The sequence below is a fragment of the Niallia sp. Marseille-Q9988 genome, assembly GCF_976954375.1.
On record NZ_CDRJSZ010000003.1, the window covers coordinates 137,498 to 155,204 of the forward strand.

Genomic DNA, 17,707 nt, shown 5'->3' on the forward strand with positions numbered 1-17,707 from the left:
TAGTTGTGAAAAAAACTCGGCTTTCCTTTTTTGCGTTTTTAATTAAAACACATTCGCTTTTATATGAACTAGCTTATAATTTTAATGATGGTCCAAAGAATTCATAATGAATATGCGCATCATCGATACCATTGTCTTTCAAGCCTTTTACTACTGTCTGTAAAAATGGAACTGGTCCACAAACATAGTAATCCCCTTCTGCAACGATTGCACTTTCTTTTAGCCATTCTGAGTCAATGTAGCCAGCCTTCTTAAAGAAAGGATTTAATTTATCCTTCTCTGTTGGATTTTCGTAAATATAAGAAAGCTGGAAGTTAGTGATTCTATCTTTTATACTGATTAACTCCTCATTAAATGCTTGGATAGCGCCGTTTCTTGCAGAATGGATAAAGTTTACCTTTCTATTTGGCTGCTCTTCGGCAATTGTTGCTACCATACTCATAAATGGTGTAATACCAACACCACCACTGATAAAAACAATAGGGCTTTCTTCTTTTATTAGCGTAAAATCGCCAGCAGGTACAGTAACTTCTAACGTATCATCTACATTTATATCACTATGTAGATAATTAGATACTTTTCCATCCGGATTTTCTACTGACGCTTCTTTTTTGACAGAGATTCGGAAATATTCTTTATTACTTGCACTTGATAAGCTATATTGGCGATTAAATAAGAATTTCTCTCCAGGAATTGATAAACGGATTGTAATATATTGACCTGCTTCATAGGCTGGTAAAGAGCTTCCGTCTGCTGGAGCTAGGTAAAAGGAAGTAATCACATCACTTTCTTTTACCTTTTTGATAATTTTAAATTCCTTATAATCAGACCAACCACCACTTTTAGTAGCACTTTCTTCATACATTTGTTTTTCAATATCAATAAATACTTGTGCAATTGCACCATATGCATCAGCCCAAGCTTGGATAATCTCATCAGTAGCAGCATCCCCTAGAACTTCCTTGATTGCTTTTAATAGAAATTCACCAACAATTGGATAATGCTCTGCTTTAATCATTAAACTGCGGTGTTTGTGGGCGATTTGTTTGACAACTGGTATAATGGTCTCGAGTCGATCAATATTTTGTGCTGCTGCTAATACGGTATTAGCGAGAGCGGTTTGTTGACGTCCCTTTGCTTGATTAGCATGGTTGAAAATATTCAGAAGTTCAGGATGAGCCGAAAACATATTTTTGTAGAAAACAGTAGTTATTTGTGTACCATGGACTTGTAATACTGGTACAGTAGATTTAATAATCTCCATTGTTTTTTGTGATAGCATTTTTATAACCTTCTTTTAAAGTAATATTTTAAATACATCTTTTATGATAAAAGTCTGTCAACATAAAAGCAAGATTTTAAATACATCTTTTTCACTGTTTTTAACATGTTTAACAAAATGTTCACATTTTCACTATCAAAACCGTAAAAATAACAAAAGGAGATAGAGTTATGCGGTTAACTAATTATTCTGATTACTCTTTGAGAGTATTAATCTATTTGGCAACACAAGAAACGTCCAAACTTACAAATATAAAAGAAATATCCGAAGTTTATCAGATATCAAAAAATCACTTAATGAAGATTATTTTCAATCTCGGAAAACTAGGATATATCGAAACAATTAGAGGCAGAAGCGGTGGCTTTCGCTTAGCAAAGGATCCAGCTGACATCAATATAGGAGAACTTATTCGCAAAACGGAAGAGAATTTTTATTTGGTTGAATGCTTTGAGGATAAAAATGCATGTGTGATTACGCCGGTATGTTCGTTAAAACATGTCCTGAACAATGCATTAGAACAATTTTTCAAAGTATTGGACCAATACACACTTGCAGATATAGCGGAAAATCAGGTGATGCTAAAAGACTATTTTGCCATGAAACAAAAAACAAGTTCAGATGAAGATTGAATTTGTGTGTTATTCTGCTGAGTATTCTATCGTTTCTATTTATCAAGTCAATTAATATCCAAATAGAAAACGCAAAGAAACTGGAATGGTAAATCAGCTTCTTTGCGTTTTTTATATTTCTTTACTTATTCTTCTGTTTCATTCTCTGCTGGTGTTTCAGTTTCCCTATCTTCTGTTTGATCATCATTTTGGTCAGAACAGCCAACTAACATTCCTGTGAAAAGTAAAGCGGTCATCATTCCAAATGTTAACTTTTTAAAATTCAAAAGAATCACCTCAACAAAGTAATTTTTCGTACTACCCTAGTCTACAAAAGTATTATTAACCTACTATTAACTCAGTGCTAAATCATGTAATTATTTGCAGTGCTATTTACCTAAGGAATGTATTTTTTCTATTAGATGGGAATTTATTTCAACATCTACTCATAATAGAAACTGGATATTTTATCGCAGAAGCATTAGTATATGAAGAAGACAGAATGAAGAAAGATAATAGTAAATTTTTAATAGAAGATAATAGGAGTTATTATAGATGAAAGATAAACAGCAAAACACGATGGCAAAGTTGAAGGTAGGACAAACCTTTCCATTAACAATCAAGCGATTAGGCATAAATGGCGAAGGAGTCGGCTATTTTAAAAGACAGGTTGTATTTGTGCCAGGTGCTCTTCCAGGAGAAGAAGTAGTAGTGGAGGCAACAAAGGTTCAGCCTAAGTTTTCGGAAGGAAAGGTAAAGAAGATAAGAAAATCTTCCCCCTTTCGCGTACAGGCACCATGTCCCATTTACGAGCAATGCGGTGGATGCCAGCTTCAGCATTTAGCCTATGACCAGCAGCTACAGGAAAAAAGGGATATCGTTATCCAATCATTAGAACGTCATACAAAGCTGAAAATCGATAAATTAGATATTCGCCCAACCATCGGAATGGAAGATCCATGGAACTATCGCAATAAGAGCCAATTCCAAGTGGGACAGCAAAAAAATGGCGCAATCATTGCAGGTCTATACGGACTTGATTCCCATCGTCTAATTCCAATTCAGAATTGCATGGTACAACATCCGTTAACGAACAAAGTATCAGAAGAAGTTCGCAAAATCTTAGAAGAATTCCAAATTTCAATCTATGACGAACGCAAGCAAAAGGGAATCGTTCGTACGATTGTTACGCGTGCTGGCTTTGAATCTGGAGAGGTTCAAGTTGTACTGATTACAACGCAAAAAGAAATGCCAAGAAAAAAACTAGTGATGGCCGAAATCAAAAAAAGATTACCAGAAGTGAAATCATTAGTCCAAAACATAAACGGCAACAAAACTTCCCTTATTTTTGGAGAAAAAACAATTCACTTAAGTGGGGAAGAGGTTATCCAAGAAACACTAGGAGATTTAAACTTCGAGCTGTCTGCAAGAGCGTTCTTCCAATTGAATCCTATGCAAACAGTAAAGCTGTATGATGAAGTCAAAAAAGCAGCTGCTTTAACAGGGAAAGAAAAGATTGCCGATGCGTATTGCGGAGTTGGAACAATAGGCTTATGGCTAGCAGATGGCGCAAGCGAAGTCCGAGGGATGGATACGATCGAAGCTGCGATTACAGATGCACAAAAAAATGCAGATAAACACGGTATCGAAAACGCAACCTATGTAACAGGAACAGCAGAACACTGGCTGCCGAAGTGGGTAGAAGAAGGGTGGCGTCCTGATGTGGTTGTAGTCGATCCACCGAGAACAGGCTGTGATCGTAAGTTATTAGATGCGATTAAAAAGGTTAAACCGAAGAAGTTTGTGTATGTTTCTTGTAACCCATCTACTTTGGCGAAGGATATTGATTATTTATCCAAGGATTATAAGGTAGAGTATTTGCAGCCGGTGGATATGTTTCCGCATACGGCGCATGTTGAATGTGTTGCCTTGATGTCACTGATTGAAAAATAGAGGTATAAGCCTATAAATAAATGTTCTTCAAGATTGGAGTATTTTCTGCCCGATGACTGGCAGTGGTTTTTAACCTTGAAAATCCTTGTTTTTATTTATGGAGGAAACATATCGACTGAAAAAATGTGTGTAGGGGTGCGGAGATAGAGTGGATGTAATTATGTATCAACTGTCCTTAAGGTGATGGGGTGAGTTAACTGGTTTAATTATTCGTGGGGTTTGTGGATATAACTAATCTATCTGTGTCCAAAGGCGGAAAGTTCAATTCACTTTTTTACTTTCTAAATACAGAAAGCCGAACTATTATAGAACGCAGTGTTAGCATTTTTAATAATAGTTCGGTCTTTTTAGTTGCTGAAAACTGTTCCAGCCTCTTCAAAATTAATAAAGAATATTAAATTCAACTTCATTAGAATTATTAAGATTAATAATTCTAACTTGGCTTTCTCGAGGAATACAGAATGATGGTATTGCAAACCAATTTGGGTCTTGTGATCCAATGTAAATACGTCCTTGAGAAATACTACAATCAATTTGAAAATATGCCGTATTGGCCATAGAGTTTAGAAAGTTTTGATTTGAAGCTCTAAGTGCGCTTAAGTTAGTTCTATACTTAGAAGTGTTTAGATATTCCGTAGAAGACCTATTGAATACATCTTGTAAATTAGACCTTTTAATATAACCTCTATAACCTATAGTTCTTGCACGTACTTCGTCATTATAGCTGTAGAAGTTGATTCCATTTGCAATGTTTATTCCTAAGTAGTTTTGAGCAAAATCTAGTGAGTCGGCTTGAGAAAGATATAATTTTTTTTCGCCATTCCCACGTGTTGAAGTAAGTTTCATATCACAAAAACTATCCACTGCATTAACTATATACATACACTCTCTCCTCTTTTATAAATAGAAACCATTTTATTATATATTTTCTAGTAGATTACAATCAATGGGAGAAATAAATTGTTTTTATTAAAAATAAGATTCCTAGTAGTTCATTTAATTAATACAGATAAATGCTAGTAAGGGCTATTATGCTTTTATATATAGACTCTATAGGATTGAAGTTATACTTCTATGAGAAGTGCTGACCCCCGGTGCAGTGTTGCTTTAACATACTGAGAGACAGGCACTTTTTCTCTAGTTTTTATCATCAACTTTTATTTATGAAATCTTGATAACTATAAATATTTTTTTGATAAAATAAAGAATTTATTGTATTATCTAGAGTATATGTTTTCGTTGTACCCGTTGTTTTAAATTGAGAGGTGATAGTTAAATGGCAGTCAATTATAATAAGCTTTGGAAGTTATTGATCGATAAAGATATGAATAAAACTCAACTTAAAGATGCTGCAAAAATTAGTAGCAATGCAATAGCTAAAATGGGGAAAAATGAAACTGTTTCTATCGAGACCATCGTAAAAGTATGTAAAGTGCTCCAATGTGATATTGGTGATGTGGTAGAGATTAGTACAAATGAGGAGAACAAACATGATAAGATTAGCAACAAGTTTTAGCGGAATTGGTGCAATAGAACATGCATTAGAAAGAATGAATTTAGACCATAAAATTGTTTTTGCATGTGATAACGGCGATGTGGACATATTATCTCAGTCTGTTGATATAGACATAAATAGTATCGAACGTGAGATAATCTCTCTAAAAGATACAATAGGAAAAATAAATATAAAAAGTTCTGAAGATGAGGATTATGTTAAAGAACTTGTTCATGATTATAATAAAGTAGTTATAAAGTTTGATAAAGAAAGTGAACTCTTTACTCATGTTGATACATCATTTCTTCAACTAGAAAAGACAATATTACTCAGAATTTGCGAAGATGAAAAAGTGAAAAAAACAAGGCTAAAAGAGTACAATCAGTTTTTACAACAACTTGAACAACGAGTTGGTGTTGATAGAACTTTTATAGCAATAAGATATGGTATAAAAATTATTAGCGATTTTACAAAAGATAATCCCGTAGAACTGCTGAAAGAATTGGACCAGGAAGTCTTGCTTGAAAGTAAGGATAATATATCCTGGCATTCAGTATATGAAGAATTAGTTAAATTGTATCTAGTGTCAGAGGAAAGGGAATTTAAAAAAGTCTTTAAGCGAATAAAAGCAATTGCAGAGAGCCTTTCGATGTTGCATGAGCGTATTAATACATTCCATATAACTAAAGAGTTAGATAGCATTGAAGATTATGAAGAGAAGAAAAAATATGTTGATAATCTATATGCTGGTAAAGAAAGTCAAAATAAAGTGAAACAAAGTTATATGGCTAATTATGATATTGATGAAAAAGATTTCCATTGGAATGTTTCATTTCTTGATGGAACACAGTATACGAATCAAGTGGATTTATTTGTTGGCGGTAGCCCCTGTCAATCTTTCAGTCTAGTTGGAAAACAAAGAGGACTTGAAGATACAAGAGGTACTTTGTTTTACGAGTATGCTAGATTAGTTAAAGAAATCAAGCCTAAAGTGTTTATTTATGAAAATGTAAAAGCCCTACTTACCAATGATAATGGTAGAACATGGGAAACTATGCAACAAGTTTTCGCTGATTTAGATTATACTTGGTATCAGGATGTACTAAATGCAAAAGATTATGGTATTCCGCAGAATCGTGAAAGAGTGTTTGTGGTTGGATTTAGGAATGATTTGAAATTAGAAGAAAAATTTTCGTTTCCTGAGCCTATTGAATTAGAAAAAACTATGCAAGATTTTCTTTTAGATAATGTATCAGGTAAGTATTATTTACCTACAAAAGGTGTTGATTTTGTTACAAAAGATAAAAATCTTACTAAACGCTTTACTCAGATTGATGGTACCGTCCAGTTATGTCAGAAGAAAAATCAACAGTTTAATTGGCATGGCGATTTTGTTTTTGTCGAAGAAAACCATGACAAAGAGAAAACAATGCAGGATTTGGAAAAATATTTTTTATCGGAAAAAGTACGGAAATATGTGATGGCAACGGGAACCAAGAGTTTCTATTCTAAGCCTCAAACAGATTTGGAAATAGCTAGACCTTTACTAACTACTATGCATAAAATGCATCGTGCTGGTGTGGATAATTATGTTACTACGGAAGGGAGACTGCGCAAATTGACACCTAGAGAATGTTTACGTTTGATGGGTTTTTGCGATAGTTTCGACATTGTTGTATCAGATACTTCGATGTACCAACAGGCAGGTAATTCTATAGTTGTAGATGTTTTAATGGAAATTATGGGGAAAATTATAGATAGTTACCCCACATTAATTCAGGAGGAAAAATGAGATGTATGATCCTATAGTTGTAAAAGCTTTACCTAGTAGTTTTGTGAGCAGAAGATTAAAACTGGTTCATGAAAGAGGTTCAGGTGAGGCAAAACTTTTCGTTGGACCTACTCGAAATGAACAACTTTATAATGATTTTTTTGCATTTGATAATCAAGATGTTAAGTATAAATTTGATAAGAATAATTTGTTAGAATACTTGGAACAAGTGAAGATAGAGTATTCCTATCAATCAATTCATAAATATAAAGAAGTTGATTTGGAACTTTGGGACAGCAATTATAATGAAGTTCAAGCAATGGCTGAAAATGATTTCTTTTGTGTTTTACTTAAGCATACAGATTCTTCTCGGTACTACGTACGTGCAGAAGAATCTGTTTTTAAAACCTTGTTTAGAAAGATTGCATTACCCAAACTAACGGATATTGTTTTTTCAAGAGACGACGATAACGGGATACTAATAAATATTGAGCTCCATGTAAATTATGTGGCAAATGCAGAGGGGAATTCTGATGAAGTCATGCCGGTTGAAAACGAAGAGATTAATTACAAGACAGGCATAGAGTCTGATTTCCATCATAATAGAATTATCTTTGGTGCTCCAGGAACAGGTAAAAGTTATGATTTAAATCAAGATAAGGATACCTTACTTAAAAATGGAGGTGAGTACGAGCGTGTGACTTTCCATCCCGACTATTCGTATGCTAACTTTGTGGGAACTTACAAGCCTACGATGTTGGATTCAGGAAATGATCTGATTGCAAACGAAGATGAGAAGGGTGTTTTATCTGTCCTATTGGATGATAAGACGGCTCAAGAAAAATATGATTTGCTATATGACAAGTTTAAAGATGGCGATTTAACTCGTCTGCCACTTTTACTAGGGTTATATAATGATGACAAGTTTAAAACTAAGAAAAAAGATGGCTCTGATGCTAGTGGTGATAATAGCGTTGAACGAAATCATGGTCGAGCGATTAGGCCATATGTGAATCTGATATCAAATAAAAGGTCTGCTAGTGAAATTGCTTATGAATACGTTCCTGGCCCATTTATGAGGACGTACGTTAAAGCAATTAAAAATGCTCAGACAGATAATCCTAAGCCATATTTGTTAATGGTTGAAGAAATCAATAGAGCAAATGTTGCAGCTGTGTTTGGTGATGTATTCCAGTTGTTAGACCGTGATGAGGATAATGTTAGTGAATATGCTATTCAAGCATCTGAGGATATTAAAAAATATCTATCAAAAGAATTAGGTGGTAAGCCACAAGAGTACTCTGAAATCAAAATACCAGATAATATGTTTATATGGGCAACTATGAATAGTGCTGACCAAGGAGTATTCCCCATGGATACGGCCTTCAAGCGTAGATGGAATTTTGACTACCTTGGTATAAATCATAATGAGAATGACATTAAGGGGAATTTTGTTTCAATGGGTAGTGGGGTCTATCATCGAGCTATAGAATGGAATGAACTGCGTAAGGCAATCAATAATACACTTTCCTCTTATAAAATTAATGAAGATAAGCTATTAGGCCCTTATTTCCTTTCAAGAAAAATTGTAGTTCCAAATGCGGGTAATGAAATTAATACTAATATATTTATTTCTGCCTTCAAGAGTAAAGTTCTAATGTATTTATTTGATGACGCTGCAAAACAGAAAAGAGCCTCTCTATTTGATGGATGTATGGACACAACTAAATATTCTTCTATTTGCGAGGAATTTGATAAGCGGGGTGTGGAAATTTTCTGTAAGGAGATTAGAGATAAATTTCCAAGGGCTATAGCGACAGTTGCTGAATCTCCAGAGGAGTATAAATAATGAAATCCAGGTTTGTGCGTGAACAGAAACGATATACACAGGAAAACTTGCGAAACATTTTTGATTATACATCCGAAAAGACAGTCGCTATCATAAAAAAAATGAAGGAATACGGTGTCTTGAAAGCTGTAAAAGCAACTGATGTGCAGAAGGACATGACTGACCTAATCGATGAAGATATCGAAATAATCGATGTTGAGATTGGAGAAAATGAGTTTCTTTATGTTTTCACATTTGTGGGTGTTATCACGGTTTCCGGTTGCGTCTTAAAATGCTATCCGAAATATATAAGTAATGTTGCTCCCAAAATAGAATTAAAGCAAATCATAAAAGTCCTTGAAAGGTATAATGCCAAAGAGCAAATCATTCGTATGTATAATGATAACAGTGAAAGCAGTGCTTTCAACTTACTGGGTGTTATGATCTTCTTGATGCATGACTACTACGAAAACGGTGCATATACGAATACACAAGATATAATTGAAACTAATGGTTCTGGTGAAATACTGTGGGACAAGACAATTAATGAGACATTTACTTATCTCAGTAATAATCGACCATATTACACGGAACTGTTTACACAAAAACGTATTAATGATGATTTCGATTACTTTAAACGACTCCACGAATCTATTGTAAGTATTTGCTCAAAAGAACTACAAGATGCAGACTTACTGGATTTGTTTGACATATTGCCAGTTGAAGTTTCTGATGAAGAACTAGATGATTTCGGGGAAACTGACTATATACTTTATCGTATACAAAATGAATTGAATTTGCAGTTTAATACAAGGAAGCAGCTGTTACTGAAGACGTTATATGCCTATGTTGCACACAGTAGCACCCTTGCGGATATTGATTGTTTCACAATGTTTGGTACAAATAGTTTTAATCTAGTATGGGAAAAGGTGTGTGCGGAAGTGCTGGACAATCAATTACAGACCCCACTCGGCTCACTCCAAATCTCTTTAACTAATGGGTACAATCCTAATGACTTGCTCATTTCACTAGTAGAAAAACCAAAGTGGAATGGTTATAAGCAAGATGGTTCTGAATTTCAAAAGATAGCCAAGGAAACCCTCATTCCAGACCTTGTGTCGATCCATAAGATGAATAACTTACATCAGTTCATCATATTTGATGCTAAGTATTATAATATTCAACTTGAGCAAGGAAAAGAACTACGGGGACAACCCGGTATTGGCGATATTACAAAGCAGTATCTCTATCAGTTGGCCTATAGAAAGTTTGTTAATGACCACGGGATTCAAGATGTGAAGAACTGCTTTTTGATGCCAACCGAACAACATAGCGTTATTGACAAGGGATACGTCAATATAGAAATGTTAGATGCTCTTGGGTTACAGAATATACAAATAAGACTGTTGCCCGCAGAATTGATGTACTCGCACTATTTAGCTAATGAAAAAATGGATATAGGGCTACTTCATTTATAAAGGGGATGTGGGGGAGTATGGCAGGTAATCGTTAATTTAAAGAATATGTGGCAGAAAGATTCTATAATAAAATGTTTGCTGCCATACAGGATTTCACCGAAGAAAACTACGATGTCTTAGACTTACGGCTATACAGAGTTCAAAACATCGGCGGCATTGAGTTATCAGATATAGAAGTAAAGTTCGTATCTGTTAATGACTTACCGGACATGAAAATAGAATTTGATGTTGCTGTTGAAGCTGAATTCGAAGTCCGTGAATCAAATCATCGTTATGATGAATCAGAAAATTGTCGGCAATGGTTTATGCTGGAATGCTCAGGAGATTTAGATTGCAATTTGGATGACTTTACAATCTCCAATATAACTGAGTATACTAGCAAAAATAAGCAGCCGAAACCTATGTCAGACTCCCTTGTCCCTATCATCCATAAGGAACAACTAGAATCTGTTGCCACAGACTTCCTTAGAAGACATTATCCTGAAGCATTAAAAAAACCAATGGCAGTTGAGCCACAGGTGTTGGCAGAAAAAATGGACCTTACAGTAGAAATGAGAGAGATTACAAAGGATTTCTCTGTTTTTGGGCAGATATACTTTCACGACTGTGATGCGGATTTTTATGATGAAGATAGCGATGAAATGGTACAGACCCGTGTGAGTGGCCGCACAATAATCGTGGACCCTAAAGCTTACTTTCTTCGTAATCTAGGATCAGTCAATAACACTATTGTGCATGAGTGTGTTCATTGGGATCAACATAGAAAAGCATTTGAATTGGAGCGGTTATATAATAGTAGTGCCACACGAATCAAGTGTCAGGTAGTCGGGGGTATAAAAGACAATACAAGAGATGCAACTGACTGGATGGAATGGCAGGCGAATGCCCTCGCTCCAAAGATACAAATGCCACTTGCCATGTTTAAAACCCAAGCGTTCAAATTTATTAAGCAATTCAGTTCAGAACTGGGAACATCTGAACTTATAGATGTAATGGAGCCAGTTATTGACGCCTTAGCAACGTTCTTCAGCGTATCTCGGGCAGCAGCTAAAATCCGAATGATTGATGCTGGATATGAGGAAGCAATCGGAACTTTTACTTATATAGATGGTCGCTACGTCAAGCCGCATAGATTTAAGAAGGGTGCGCTTGAAAGAAATCAGACCTTTTCTATAGGTGCAGAGGATGCTGCTATCCAAAGCATAACCAATCCAGAAATGGCCGCTCTAGTTAGAGACGGAAGTTATATATATGTAGATTCTCACTTTGTGCTAAACCATCCAAAATATTTAACACAGGATATATTCGGACAAACGGTACTTACAGACTACGCACGAACCCATATGGAAGAGTGCTGCTTGGTTTTCGAGTTATCAGTCAAATCCGGGTGTAGGGAAAGATACTATACTGAATGTTTCCTCAACCGTGATAAGACATCAAATATAGATTTTGATATAAAGTATTGTAATGGTTTTGAGTATGCGGCTCCAGAAAAGAAGGCTCAATTACTAGCCGAAACGATAGCTGAAGAAATGCGAATCTATAATGAATTGCCAAATAGCTATACCAGCTCTCTCAAAATAGTACGTGAGTGGAAAAAAGTAACTTATAAAGAATTAGCAGAGAAAATATTGGTCAACGAGCGTACCATAAGACGTATCGTTAATGGTGAGGAACCGGGATCTATTAATTCCATTGTATTGATTTGCCTTGGACTTCATCTACCGCCAAATATTAGCAGTCATATAATTCGCAACTCACCATTTTCATTGAACTTCAATAACAATAGTCATATTTGGTATAACTTTGCATTGACTCACCTATATGCAAAATCGATGGATGAGATTAGAGCATTTTTACAAATACATGGGGCAGAGCCATTATAAAAGTTTAATATATTTTGAAAAAGCGGACACGGGATGTCCGTTTTTTAGTTGCAAAATATGTGAGCCATACATGAATCCTTTTAAGGGTTTGTGTATGGCTTTTTTTTGTTGTTTTTAGGTGTTTTTGTTGGGAAAAGCGTCATTTTGAGCCTGAAATTAACGGGCATGAGGTGTCCGCCAAGGCTGTCCAATTCTCACCTACAATAATGATAGATGAAGGAAAGGTCCTTCGTAGTTAGCAAGAATTAGACCATTCCTCGTCTACAAAAAAATATCAAATGCCTGATTTGCAATAAGGCAAAGGATACATATTGTAACGTTTCAGTCCGTTTAGGATTGTTATGCGTTGCAATAGAAGTACCTTACCTTGTTGCGCTCATTTTCAGGACAAAGGGTCTGTGTACTTCGAGGCACAGACCTATTTTTGTATCCTTTGCCGCCAATGCAGTCCGGCGGAAAGGATGCAAAATGAAAATTAGAATTCAGCACGAAAACAAATCTATCTATCTAGAGGTACCAGACGAGGACTTCACCTTAATGATTGATACAGATTACGAGGACAGGCTATCCTGTGCCGAAGATAAGGAAACCGTGACTCGCCGTTTGCCACAGGAGATTATGGACGAGCGTTTTAACAAGCCCGAGTACAATAACTGGCATAAATTTGATAGACACAGAGGGATGCCAAAGAAACCATTCCGCAAAGATGATGAATCCGAGGATGCAACGGATCATATGGACTATTTCCCTGATAACACCGATGAAGTGACTCGGGAGAAACAAGAAGAGTATGAATATCTCTGTGAAATTATCCGCAAGACCCTCAAGGAAAAACAAGCAGAGTTACTGATTGCTATATTCCTAGATGGTGTTTCTGTAACAGAGTATGCAGAGCGTGAGGGTGTTAGTAAAAGTGCCATTTCACACCGTTTAGATACAGCCAAGAAGAATTTCAAAAAAGTTTTTCCAGAATCCTCAACTTTTCCCTCTTGCCACGGCTAATAGATAGAGGGCAGTACATAAACGCTCTCAAGAAAGAGGTGAAGAACATGAAACACAACTTGAAAATCAGTGTTTCAAAAACTCCACAGTCTGGCGGGATTGTCTCCTGTCGTAATGTCACTATAAGGGAGCGTTTCCTACGTTTCTTACTTGGTGATAAGCAGAAACTGACTATCCTTGTCCCGGGTGACACCGTAAAGGAACTCGCCATTAGTGAGATTAAGGAGGGAGGATTAAACCATGAGCAAAATCAAACTTCTTCTTGATGTGGTTTCTGATATGCGCTCTTTGGCAGACAGCATACAAGCGGTTGCTGATGCGATGGCGAGCAATGAACCTGTCGAAGCAAAAGAACCGACTACACCTGTAAAAGAACCTGCGCCAAAGAAAAAGGAGATCGCTCTGGAGGAAGTCAGGGCAAAACTCGCTGAAAAGAGTCAAGTCGGTCTTACTGCCCAAGTGAGGGAAATTATCCCAAAATACGGTGGCTCTAAATTAAGCGAAGTTGACCCAAAACATTATGCAGATATGTTGAAAGATACGGAGGTACTAGGTAATGGGTGATCACGCAGTACTTTCAGCATCGGGGTCCCATAGATGGCTTAATTGCCTTCCGTCTGCGAGATTGGAACTGGAATTTGAAAATATTGAATCCAATGCAGCCGCTGAAGGTACCGCCGCCCATGCCCTCTGTGAACATAAACTTAAAAAAGCACTTCACATGAGAAGTAAACGTCCAGTCTCGGCTTATAACACGGATGAGATGGAAGAACACAGCGATGCTTATGTGGACTTTGTAATGGAGCAGCTTGAACTGGCAAGGCAAAGCTGTACGGACCCATTAATACTTATTGAACAACGTCTTGATTTTTCTTGCTATGTACCCCAGGGGTTCGGAACTGGTGACTGCATCATCATTGGTGACAAAAAGCTTCACATTATCGATTTTAAGTATGGCATGGGTGTGTTGGTAGATGCGGTAGATAATCCGCAGATGAAATTGTATGCCCTTGGTGCTTTGGAAATCTACTATAGCTTGTACGATATCGAGGAGGTTTCCATGACCATCTTCCAACCCCGCAGGGAAAATGTCAGCACATGGACAATCCCGGTAAATGAATTAAAAGACTGGGCAGAAAACGAGCTTAGACCAAAGGCGAAGAAGGCTTATGAAGGTGAAGGTAACTACCTTCCAGGTGAATGATGTACATTCTGTCGAGCGGCTGTTAAATGCCGTGCAAGAGCAGAAGAAAAGATGAAATTAGCACAGATGGAGTTTAAATTGCCACCACTACTTACGGACTCTGAAATTGAAGAAGTTCTTTCAAAATTGTCCGACCTTACAAAGTGGGCAAATGAAATCATTGCTTATGCGACGGATGCTGCTGTTAATCACGGGAAAGAGTGGCACGGCTTTAAGGTAGTCGAGGGCAGGTCTATTCGTAAATATAAGGACGAAGAGGCTGTGGCTGAAGCAGCCAAGGCAAATGGCTATAAGAATATCTATCGTCAGAGTCTTATTACCCTTACGGAAATGCAGAAGCTGATGGGTAAATCGAAATTTCAAGAAATCCTCGGTGGTCTCATACATAAGCCACCAGGTAAGCCAACGCTGGTTCCGCTTTCGGATAAGCGGTCAGCTATGAATATATCAAACGTAAAAAACGAATTTAACGAGATAACGGAGGAATTGGAATATGAATAATCAAAACAGAACAAAGGTTGTTACAAGCGTCAACACACGTCTTAGCTATTTTCACGGTTGGGAACCGGTATCCATCAATGGCGGTGCGGAAAAGTACAGCGTATCTGTATTGATTCCCAAGACAGATAAGGAAACTATCAATGCTATCAATGCTGCAGTAGATGCAGCCATTGAAGAGGGCATTGCAAAGTTTGGTGGTAAAAAGCCGAATAAGGCGGCTATTAAACTACCACTTCGTGATGGTGATGTAGAACGTGATGATGAGGCTTATAAAGGGCATTATTTTGTAAATGCCAACAGCAAGACTCCACCCCAAATAGTAGATAAAGCAGTCAGACCTATCTTGGATCGCAACGAGGTTTACAGCGGTTGTTATGCAAGAGTATCCCTAAATTTCTATGCTTTTAACTCTAATGGCAATAAGGGTGTAGCATGTGGACTTGGCAACATCCAGAAGATAAGCGATGGAGAGCCTTTAGGCGGAAGAACCAATGCAGCTGATGACTTCACAACTATTGATGATGATGATTTTCTAGCATAAGGAATAAATACAGACGAGGTGGTGGAGGTTGTTCTTCTGCCACCTCGTTTGCATTGGAAAGGGCGGTAATATATGAATTCTATTTCTATTGATATTGAAACATTTAGTAGTGCCAACCTTCAAAAGTCTGGAGTTTACCGTTATGCCGAGTGTGATGATTTTGAAATTCTACTATTTGGGTATTCGGTGGATGGCGGCGAAGTGCAGGTGGTTGACCTTGCCAGTGGGGAGGAAATCCCAGATGAAATTATAAACGCACTTATGGATAATTCTGTCACCAAGTGGGCTTTTAATGCAATGTTTGAACGTGTGTGTCTATCAAAATGGCTTAACCTTACAAATTATCTTGATCCTACATCTTGGAAATGCTCCATGATCTGGTCGGCATATATGGGACTTCCGCTTTCGCTAGAGGGGGTCGGTGCAGTTTTAGGTTTAGAAAAGCAAAAATTGACAGAGGGCAAAGACCTTATTAAATATTTCTGTACACCTTGCTCCCCTACTAAATCAAATGGTGGCCGAATTCGTAATCTGCCGGAACATGACGTGGATAAATGGGAGCGTTTTAAAGCATACAACCTTCGTGATGTAGAAGCCGAAATGTCAATACAGCAGAAGTTATCTAAGTTTCCAGTACCGGAGGCCATCTGGGAGGAATATCATTTCGACCAGAAAATCAATGATCGCGGCATTGCCATTGACATGACTTTTGTAAAACAGGCTGTCGAGATGGATGAACATTCCCGTGAAAAGCTAATGACTTTAATGCAGGATATAACCAATTTAGAGAATCCAAACTCTGTGCAACAAATGAAAGATTGGCTTGCCGACAATGGGCTAAAAACAGATACTCTTGGTAAAAAAGCAGTTGCTGAGATGTTAAAGTCAGCAACTAAACCACTAGGCACTGTTTTAGAACTTCGTCAGCAACTTGCAAAATCATCGGTGAAAAAATACACAGCAATGGAGAACGCAGTATGTAGTGACGGCCGCGCAAGAGGAATGTTTCAGTTTTACGGAGCCAACAGAACTGGAAGATTCTCTGGCAGGCTGATTCAACTGCAAAATCTCCCCCAAAACCATATGCCCGATTTGGAACAGGCTCGTGCTTTAGTTCGAAGCGGAAACTTTGATGCTCTTACTTTACTCTATGATTCAATCCTAGAGGTACTGTCGGAACTTATCCGTACTGCTTTTATACCGCGAGAAGGTATGAAGTTCATTGTGGCAGATTTTTCAGCGATTGAGGCTCGCGTCATTGCTTGGCTTGCAAGTGAAAAATGGAGAATAGATGTATTCCAAAACGGCGGTGACATCTACTGTGCCAGTGCCTCTCAGATGTTTAATGTACCTGTTGAAAAGCATGGTGTGAACGGTCACCTTCGTCAGAAAGGGAAAATAGCCGAACTTGCCCTCGGTTATGGTGGATCTGTTGGAGCATTAAAATCAATGGGTGCTTTGGAGATGGGAATTGAAGAAGAGGAACTTCAGCCCCTTGTAACGGCTTGGAGACAATCCAATCCCAATATCACAAAACTTTGGTGGGATGTTGACCGTGCAGTAAAAACTTGTGTTAAGCAAAAAACTCCTACAGAGACACACGGCATTAAATTTATCTATCAAAGTGGAATGCTCTTTATTGTCCTCCCCTCTGGTAGACGGCTTGCCTATGTGAAACCTCGTATGGGAGAGAATATGTTTGGCAGTGAGTCGGTTACTTACGAAGGGGTCGGTGGGACGAAGAAATGGAAAAGAATCGATAGCTATGGACCCAAATTTGTAGAGAATATTGTTCAGGCAATCAGTCGTGACATTTTGTGTCATGCCATGCAGACATTAAAGAATTGTTCTATTGTGGCTCATGTACACGATGAAATTATCATCGAGGCAGATATGGGAATGTCACTTTCCGCTATCTGTGAACAGATGGCTAGGACACCAACATGGGCAAATGGTCTGTTACTTAGCGCTGATGGCTATGAGTGTCAGTTTTATCAAAAAGATTAAATTATTGGGTATTCGGATTATCGTGTGGAAAGATGTTAAAATACCTTCAATTTTTTAACAAAGAAAACAAGATAGCACTTATTTAATGATTAGTACGTGCTATCTTGTTTGTTCCACAAAAGCGCCCGTTTGTTGAAGATCATAATTATTG

15 protein-coding genes and 1 pseudogene are annotated in these 17,707 nt (G+C 37.3%); 13 read left to right on the forward strand and 3 right to left on the reverse strand.

Features of this window, described 5'->3' with window-relative positions; genetic code table 11:
- Positions 1 to 73: 73 nt before the first annotated feature.
- Positions 74 to 1,282, reverse strand: a complete 1,209-nt coding sequence (gene hmpA / locus ACWNMZ_RS04865) for an NO-inducible flavohemoprotein (RefSeq protein WP_031537449.1) — start codon at positions 1,280 to 1,282, stop codon at positions 74 to 76.
- Between the two features lie 170 nt (positions 1,283 to 1,452).
- On the opposite strand from hmpA, the gene ACWNMZ_RS04870 reads away from it, so the two are divergent.
- Entirely contained in the window at positions 1,453 to 1,911 is a 459-nt protein-coding gene (locus ACWNMZ_RS04870; RefSeq protein WP_031537450.1) for an RrF2 family transcriptional regulator, read from the forward strand.
- 125 nt (positions 1,912 to 2,036) lie between these two features.
- Here the strand turns inward: ACWNMZ_RS04870 and ACWNMZ_RS04875 are convergent, their stop codons facing one another.
- Complete coding sequence (locus ACWNMZ_RS04875; protein WP_155986746.1) at positions 2,037 to 2,177, reverse strand: hypothetical protein; 141 nt, start codon at positions 2,175 to 2,177, stop codon at positions 2,037 to 2,039.
- Positions 2,178 to 2,251: 74 nt separating this feature from the next.
- Here ACWNMZ_RS04875 and ACWNMZ_RS04880 point away from each other — a divergent pair, with 74 nt between their 5' ends.
- Complete coding sequence (locus tag ACWNMZ_RS04880) at positions 2,252 to 2,449, forward strand: hypothetical protein (RefSeq protein WP_449598301.1); 198 nt, start codon at positions 2,252 to 2,254, stop codon at positions 2,447 to 2,449.
- Positions 2,446 to 3,843 carry a 23S rRNA (uracil(1939)-C(5))-methyltransferase RlmD gene (gene rlmD / locus ACWNMZ_RS04885; RefSeq protein ID WP_449598302.1) on the forward strand — a complete coding sequence of 466 codons (1,398 nt, stop codon included), beginning with the start codon at positions 2,446 to 2,448 and terminating at the stop codon, positions 3,841 to 3,843. Before ACWNMZ_RS04880 ends, rlmD begins: the two co-directional genes overlap by 4 nt.
- Positions 3,844 to 4,224: 381 nt before the next feature.
- On the opposite strand, the gene ACWNMZ_RS04890 is transcribed toward rlmD, so the two are convergent.
- Positions 4,225 to 4,725 (reverse strand): hypothetical protein, encoded by a 501-nt coding sequence (locus ACWNMZ_RS04890; RefSeq protein ID WP_449598303.1) that lies wholly within the window; start codon positions 4,723 to 4,725, stop codon positions 4,225 to 4,227.
- A gap of 394 nt (positions 4,726 to 5,119) precedes the next feature.
- Between ACWNMZ_RS04890 and ACWNMZ_RS04895 the strand changes: the two genes are divergently transcribed.
- From ACWNMZ_RS04895 to ACWNMZ_RS04940, 10 genes and pseudogenes are all read left to right on the forward strand, one after another.
- The gene (locus ACWNMZ_RS04895) at positions 5,120 to 5,359 is read left to right on the forward strand and encodes a helix-turn-helix domain-containing protein (RefSeq protein WP_449598304.1); all 240 of its coding nucleotides are present in this window, start codon (positions 5,120 to 5,122) and stop codon (positions 5,357 to 5,359) included.
- A complete protein-coding gene (locus tag ACWNMZ_RS04900) occupies positions 5,334 to 7,130 on the forward strand; it encodes a DNA cytosine methyltransferase (RefSeq protein WP_449598305.1) in 1,797 nt (598 codons plus the stop codon). Before ACWNMZ_RS04895 ends, ACWNMZ_RS04900 begins: the two co-directional genes overlap by 26 nt.
- Position 7,131: 1 nt before the next feature.
- Positions 7,132 to 8,958, forward strand: coding sequence for a hypothetical protein (locus ACWNMZ_RS04905; protein WP_449598306.1), 1,827 nt, complete (start codon positions 7,132 to 7,134; stop codon positions 8,956 to 8,958).
- Positions 8,958 to 10,415, forward strand: coding sequence for an LlaJI family restriction endonuclease (locus ACWNMZ_RS04910; RefSeq protein ID WP_449598307.1), 1,458 nt, complete (start codon positions 8,958 to 8,960; stop codon positions 10,413 to 10,415). The genes ACWNMZ_RS04905 and ACWNMZ_RS04910 overlap by 1 nt, the downstream gene beginning before the upstream one ends.
- Positions 10,416 to 10,462: 47 nt before the next feature.
- Positions 10,463 to 12,301 carry a transcriptional regulator gene (locus ACWNMZ_RS04915; protein WP_449598308.1) on the forward strand — a complete coding sequence of 613 codons (1,839 nt, stop codon included), beginning with the start codon at positions 10,463 to 10,465 and terminating at the stop codon, positions 12,299 to 12,301.
- A 468-nt stretch (positions 12,302 to 12,769) separates the two neighbouring features.
- Positions 12,770 to 13,303 carry an ECF-type sigma factor gene (locus ACWNMZ_RS04920; protein ID WP_244648266.1) on the forward strand — a complete coding sequence of 178 codons (534 nt, stop codon included), beginning with the start codon at positions 12,770 to 12,772 and terminating at the stop codon, positions 13,301 to 13,303.
- 240 nt (positions 13,304 to 13,543) lie between these two features.
- Positions 13,544 to 13,867, forward strand: coding sequence for an rRNA biogenesis protein rrp5 (locus ACWNMZ_RS04925; protein WP_449598309.1), 324 nt, complete (start codon positions 13,544 to 13,546; stop codon positions 13,865 to 13,867).
- Positions 13,860 to 15,008: pseudogene (locus ACWNMZ_RS04930) on the forward strand (DUF2800 domain-containing protein). Before ACWNMZ_RS04925 ends, ACWNMZ_RS04930 begins: the two are co-directional and overlap by 8 nt.
- Complete coding sequence (locus ACWNMZ_RS04935) at positions 15,001 to 15,549, forward strand: DUF2815 family protein (RefSeq protein ID WP_449598310.1); 549 nt, start codon at positions 15,001 to 15,003, stop codon at positions 15,547 to 15,549. The pseudogene ACWNMZ_RS04930 and the gene ACWNMZ_RS04935 overlap by 8 nt, the downstream one beginning before the upstream one ends.
- Before the next feature lie 72 nt (positions 15,550 to 15,621).
- Positions 15,622 to 17,556, forward strand: coding sequence for a DNA polymerase (locus ACWNMZ_RS04940; protein ID WP_449598311.1), 1,935 nt, complete (start codon positions 15,622 to 15,624; stop codon positions 17,554 to 17,556).
- Positions 17,557 to 17,707 lie beyond the last annotated feature (151 nt).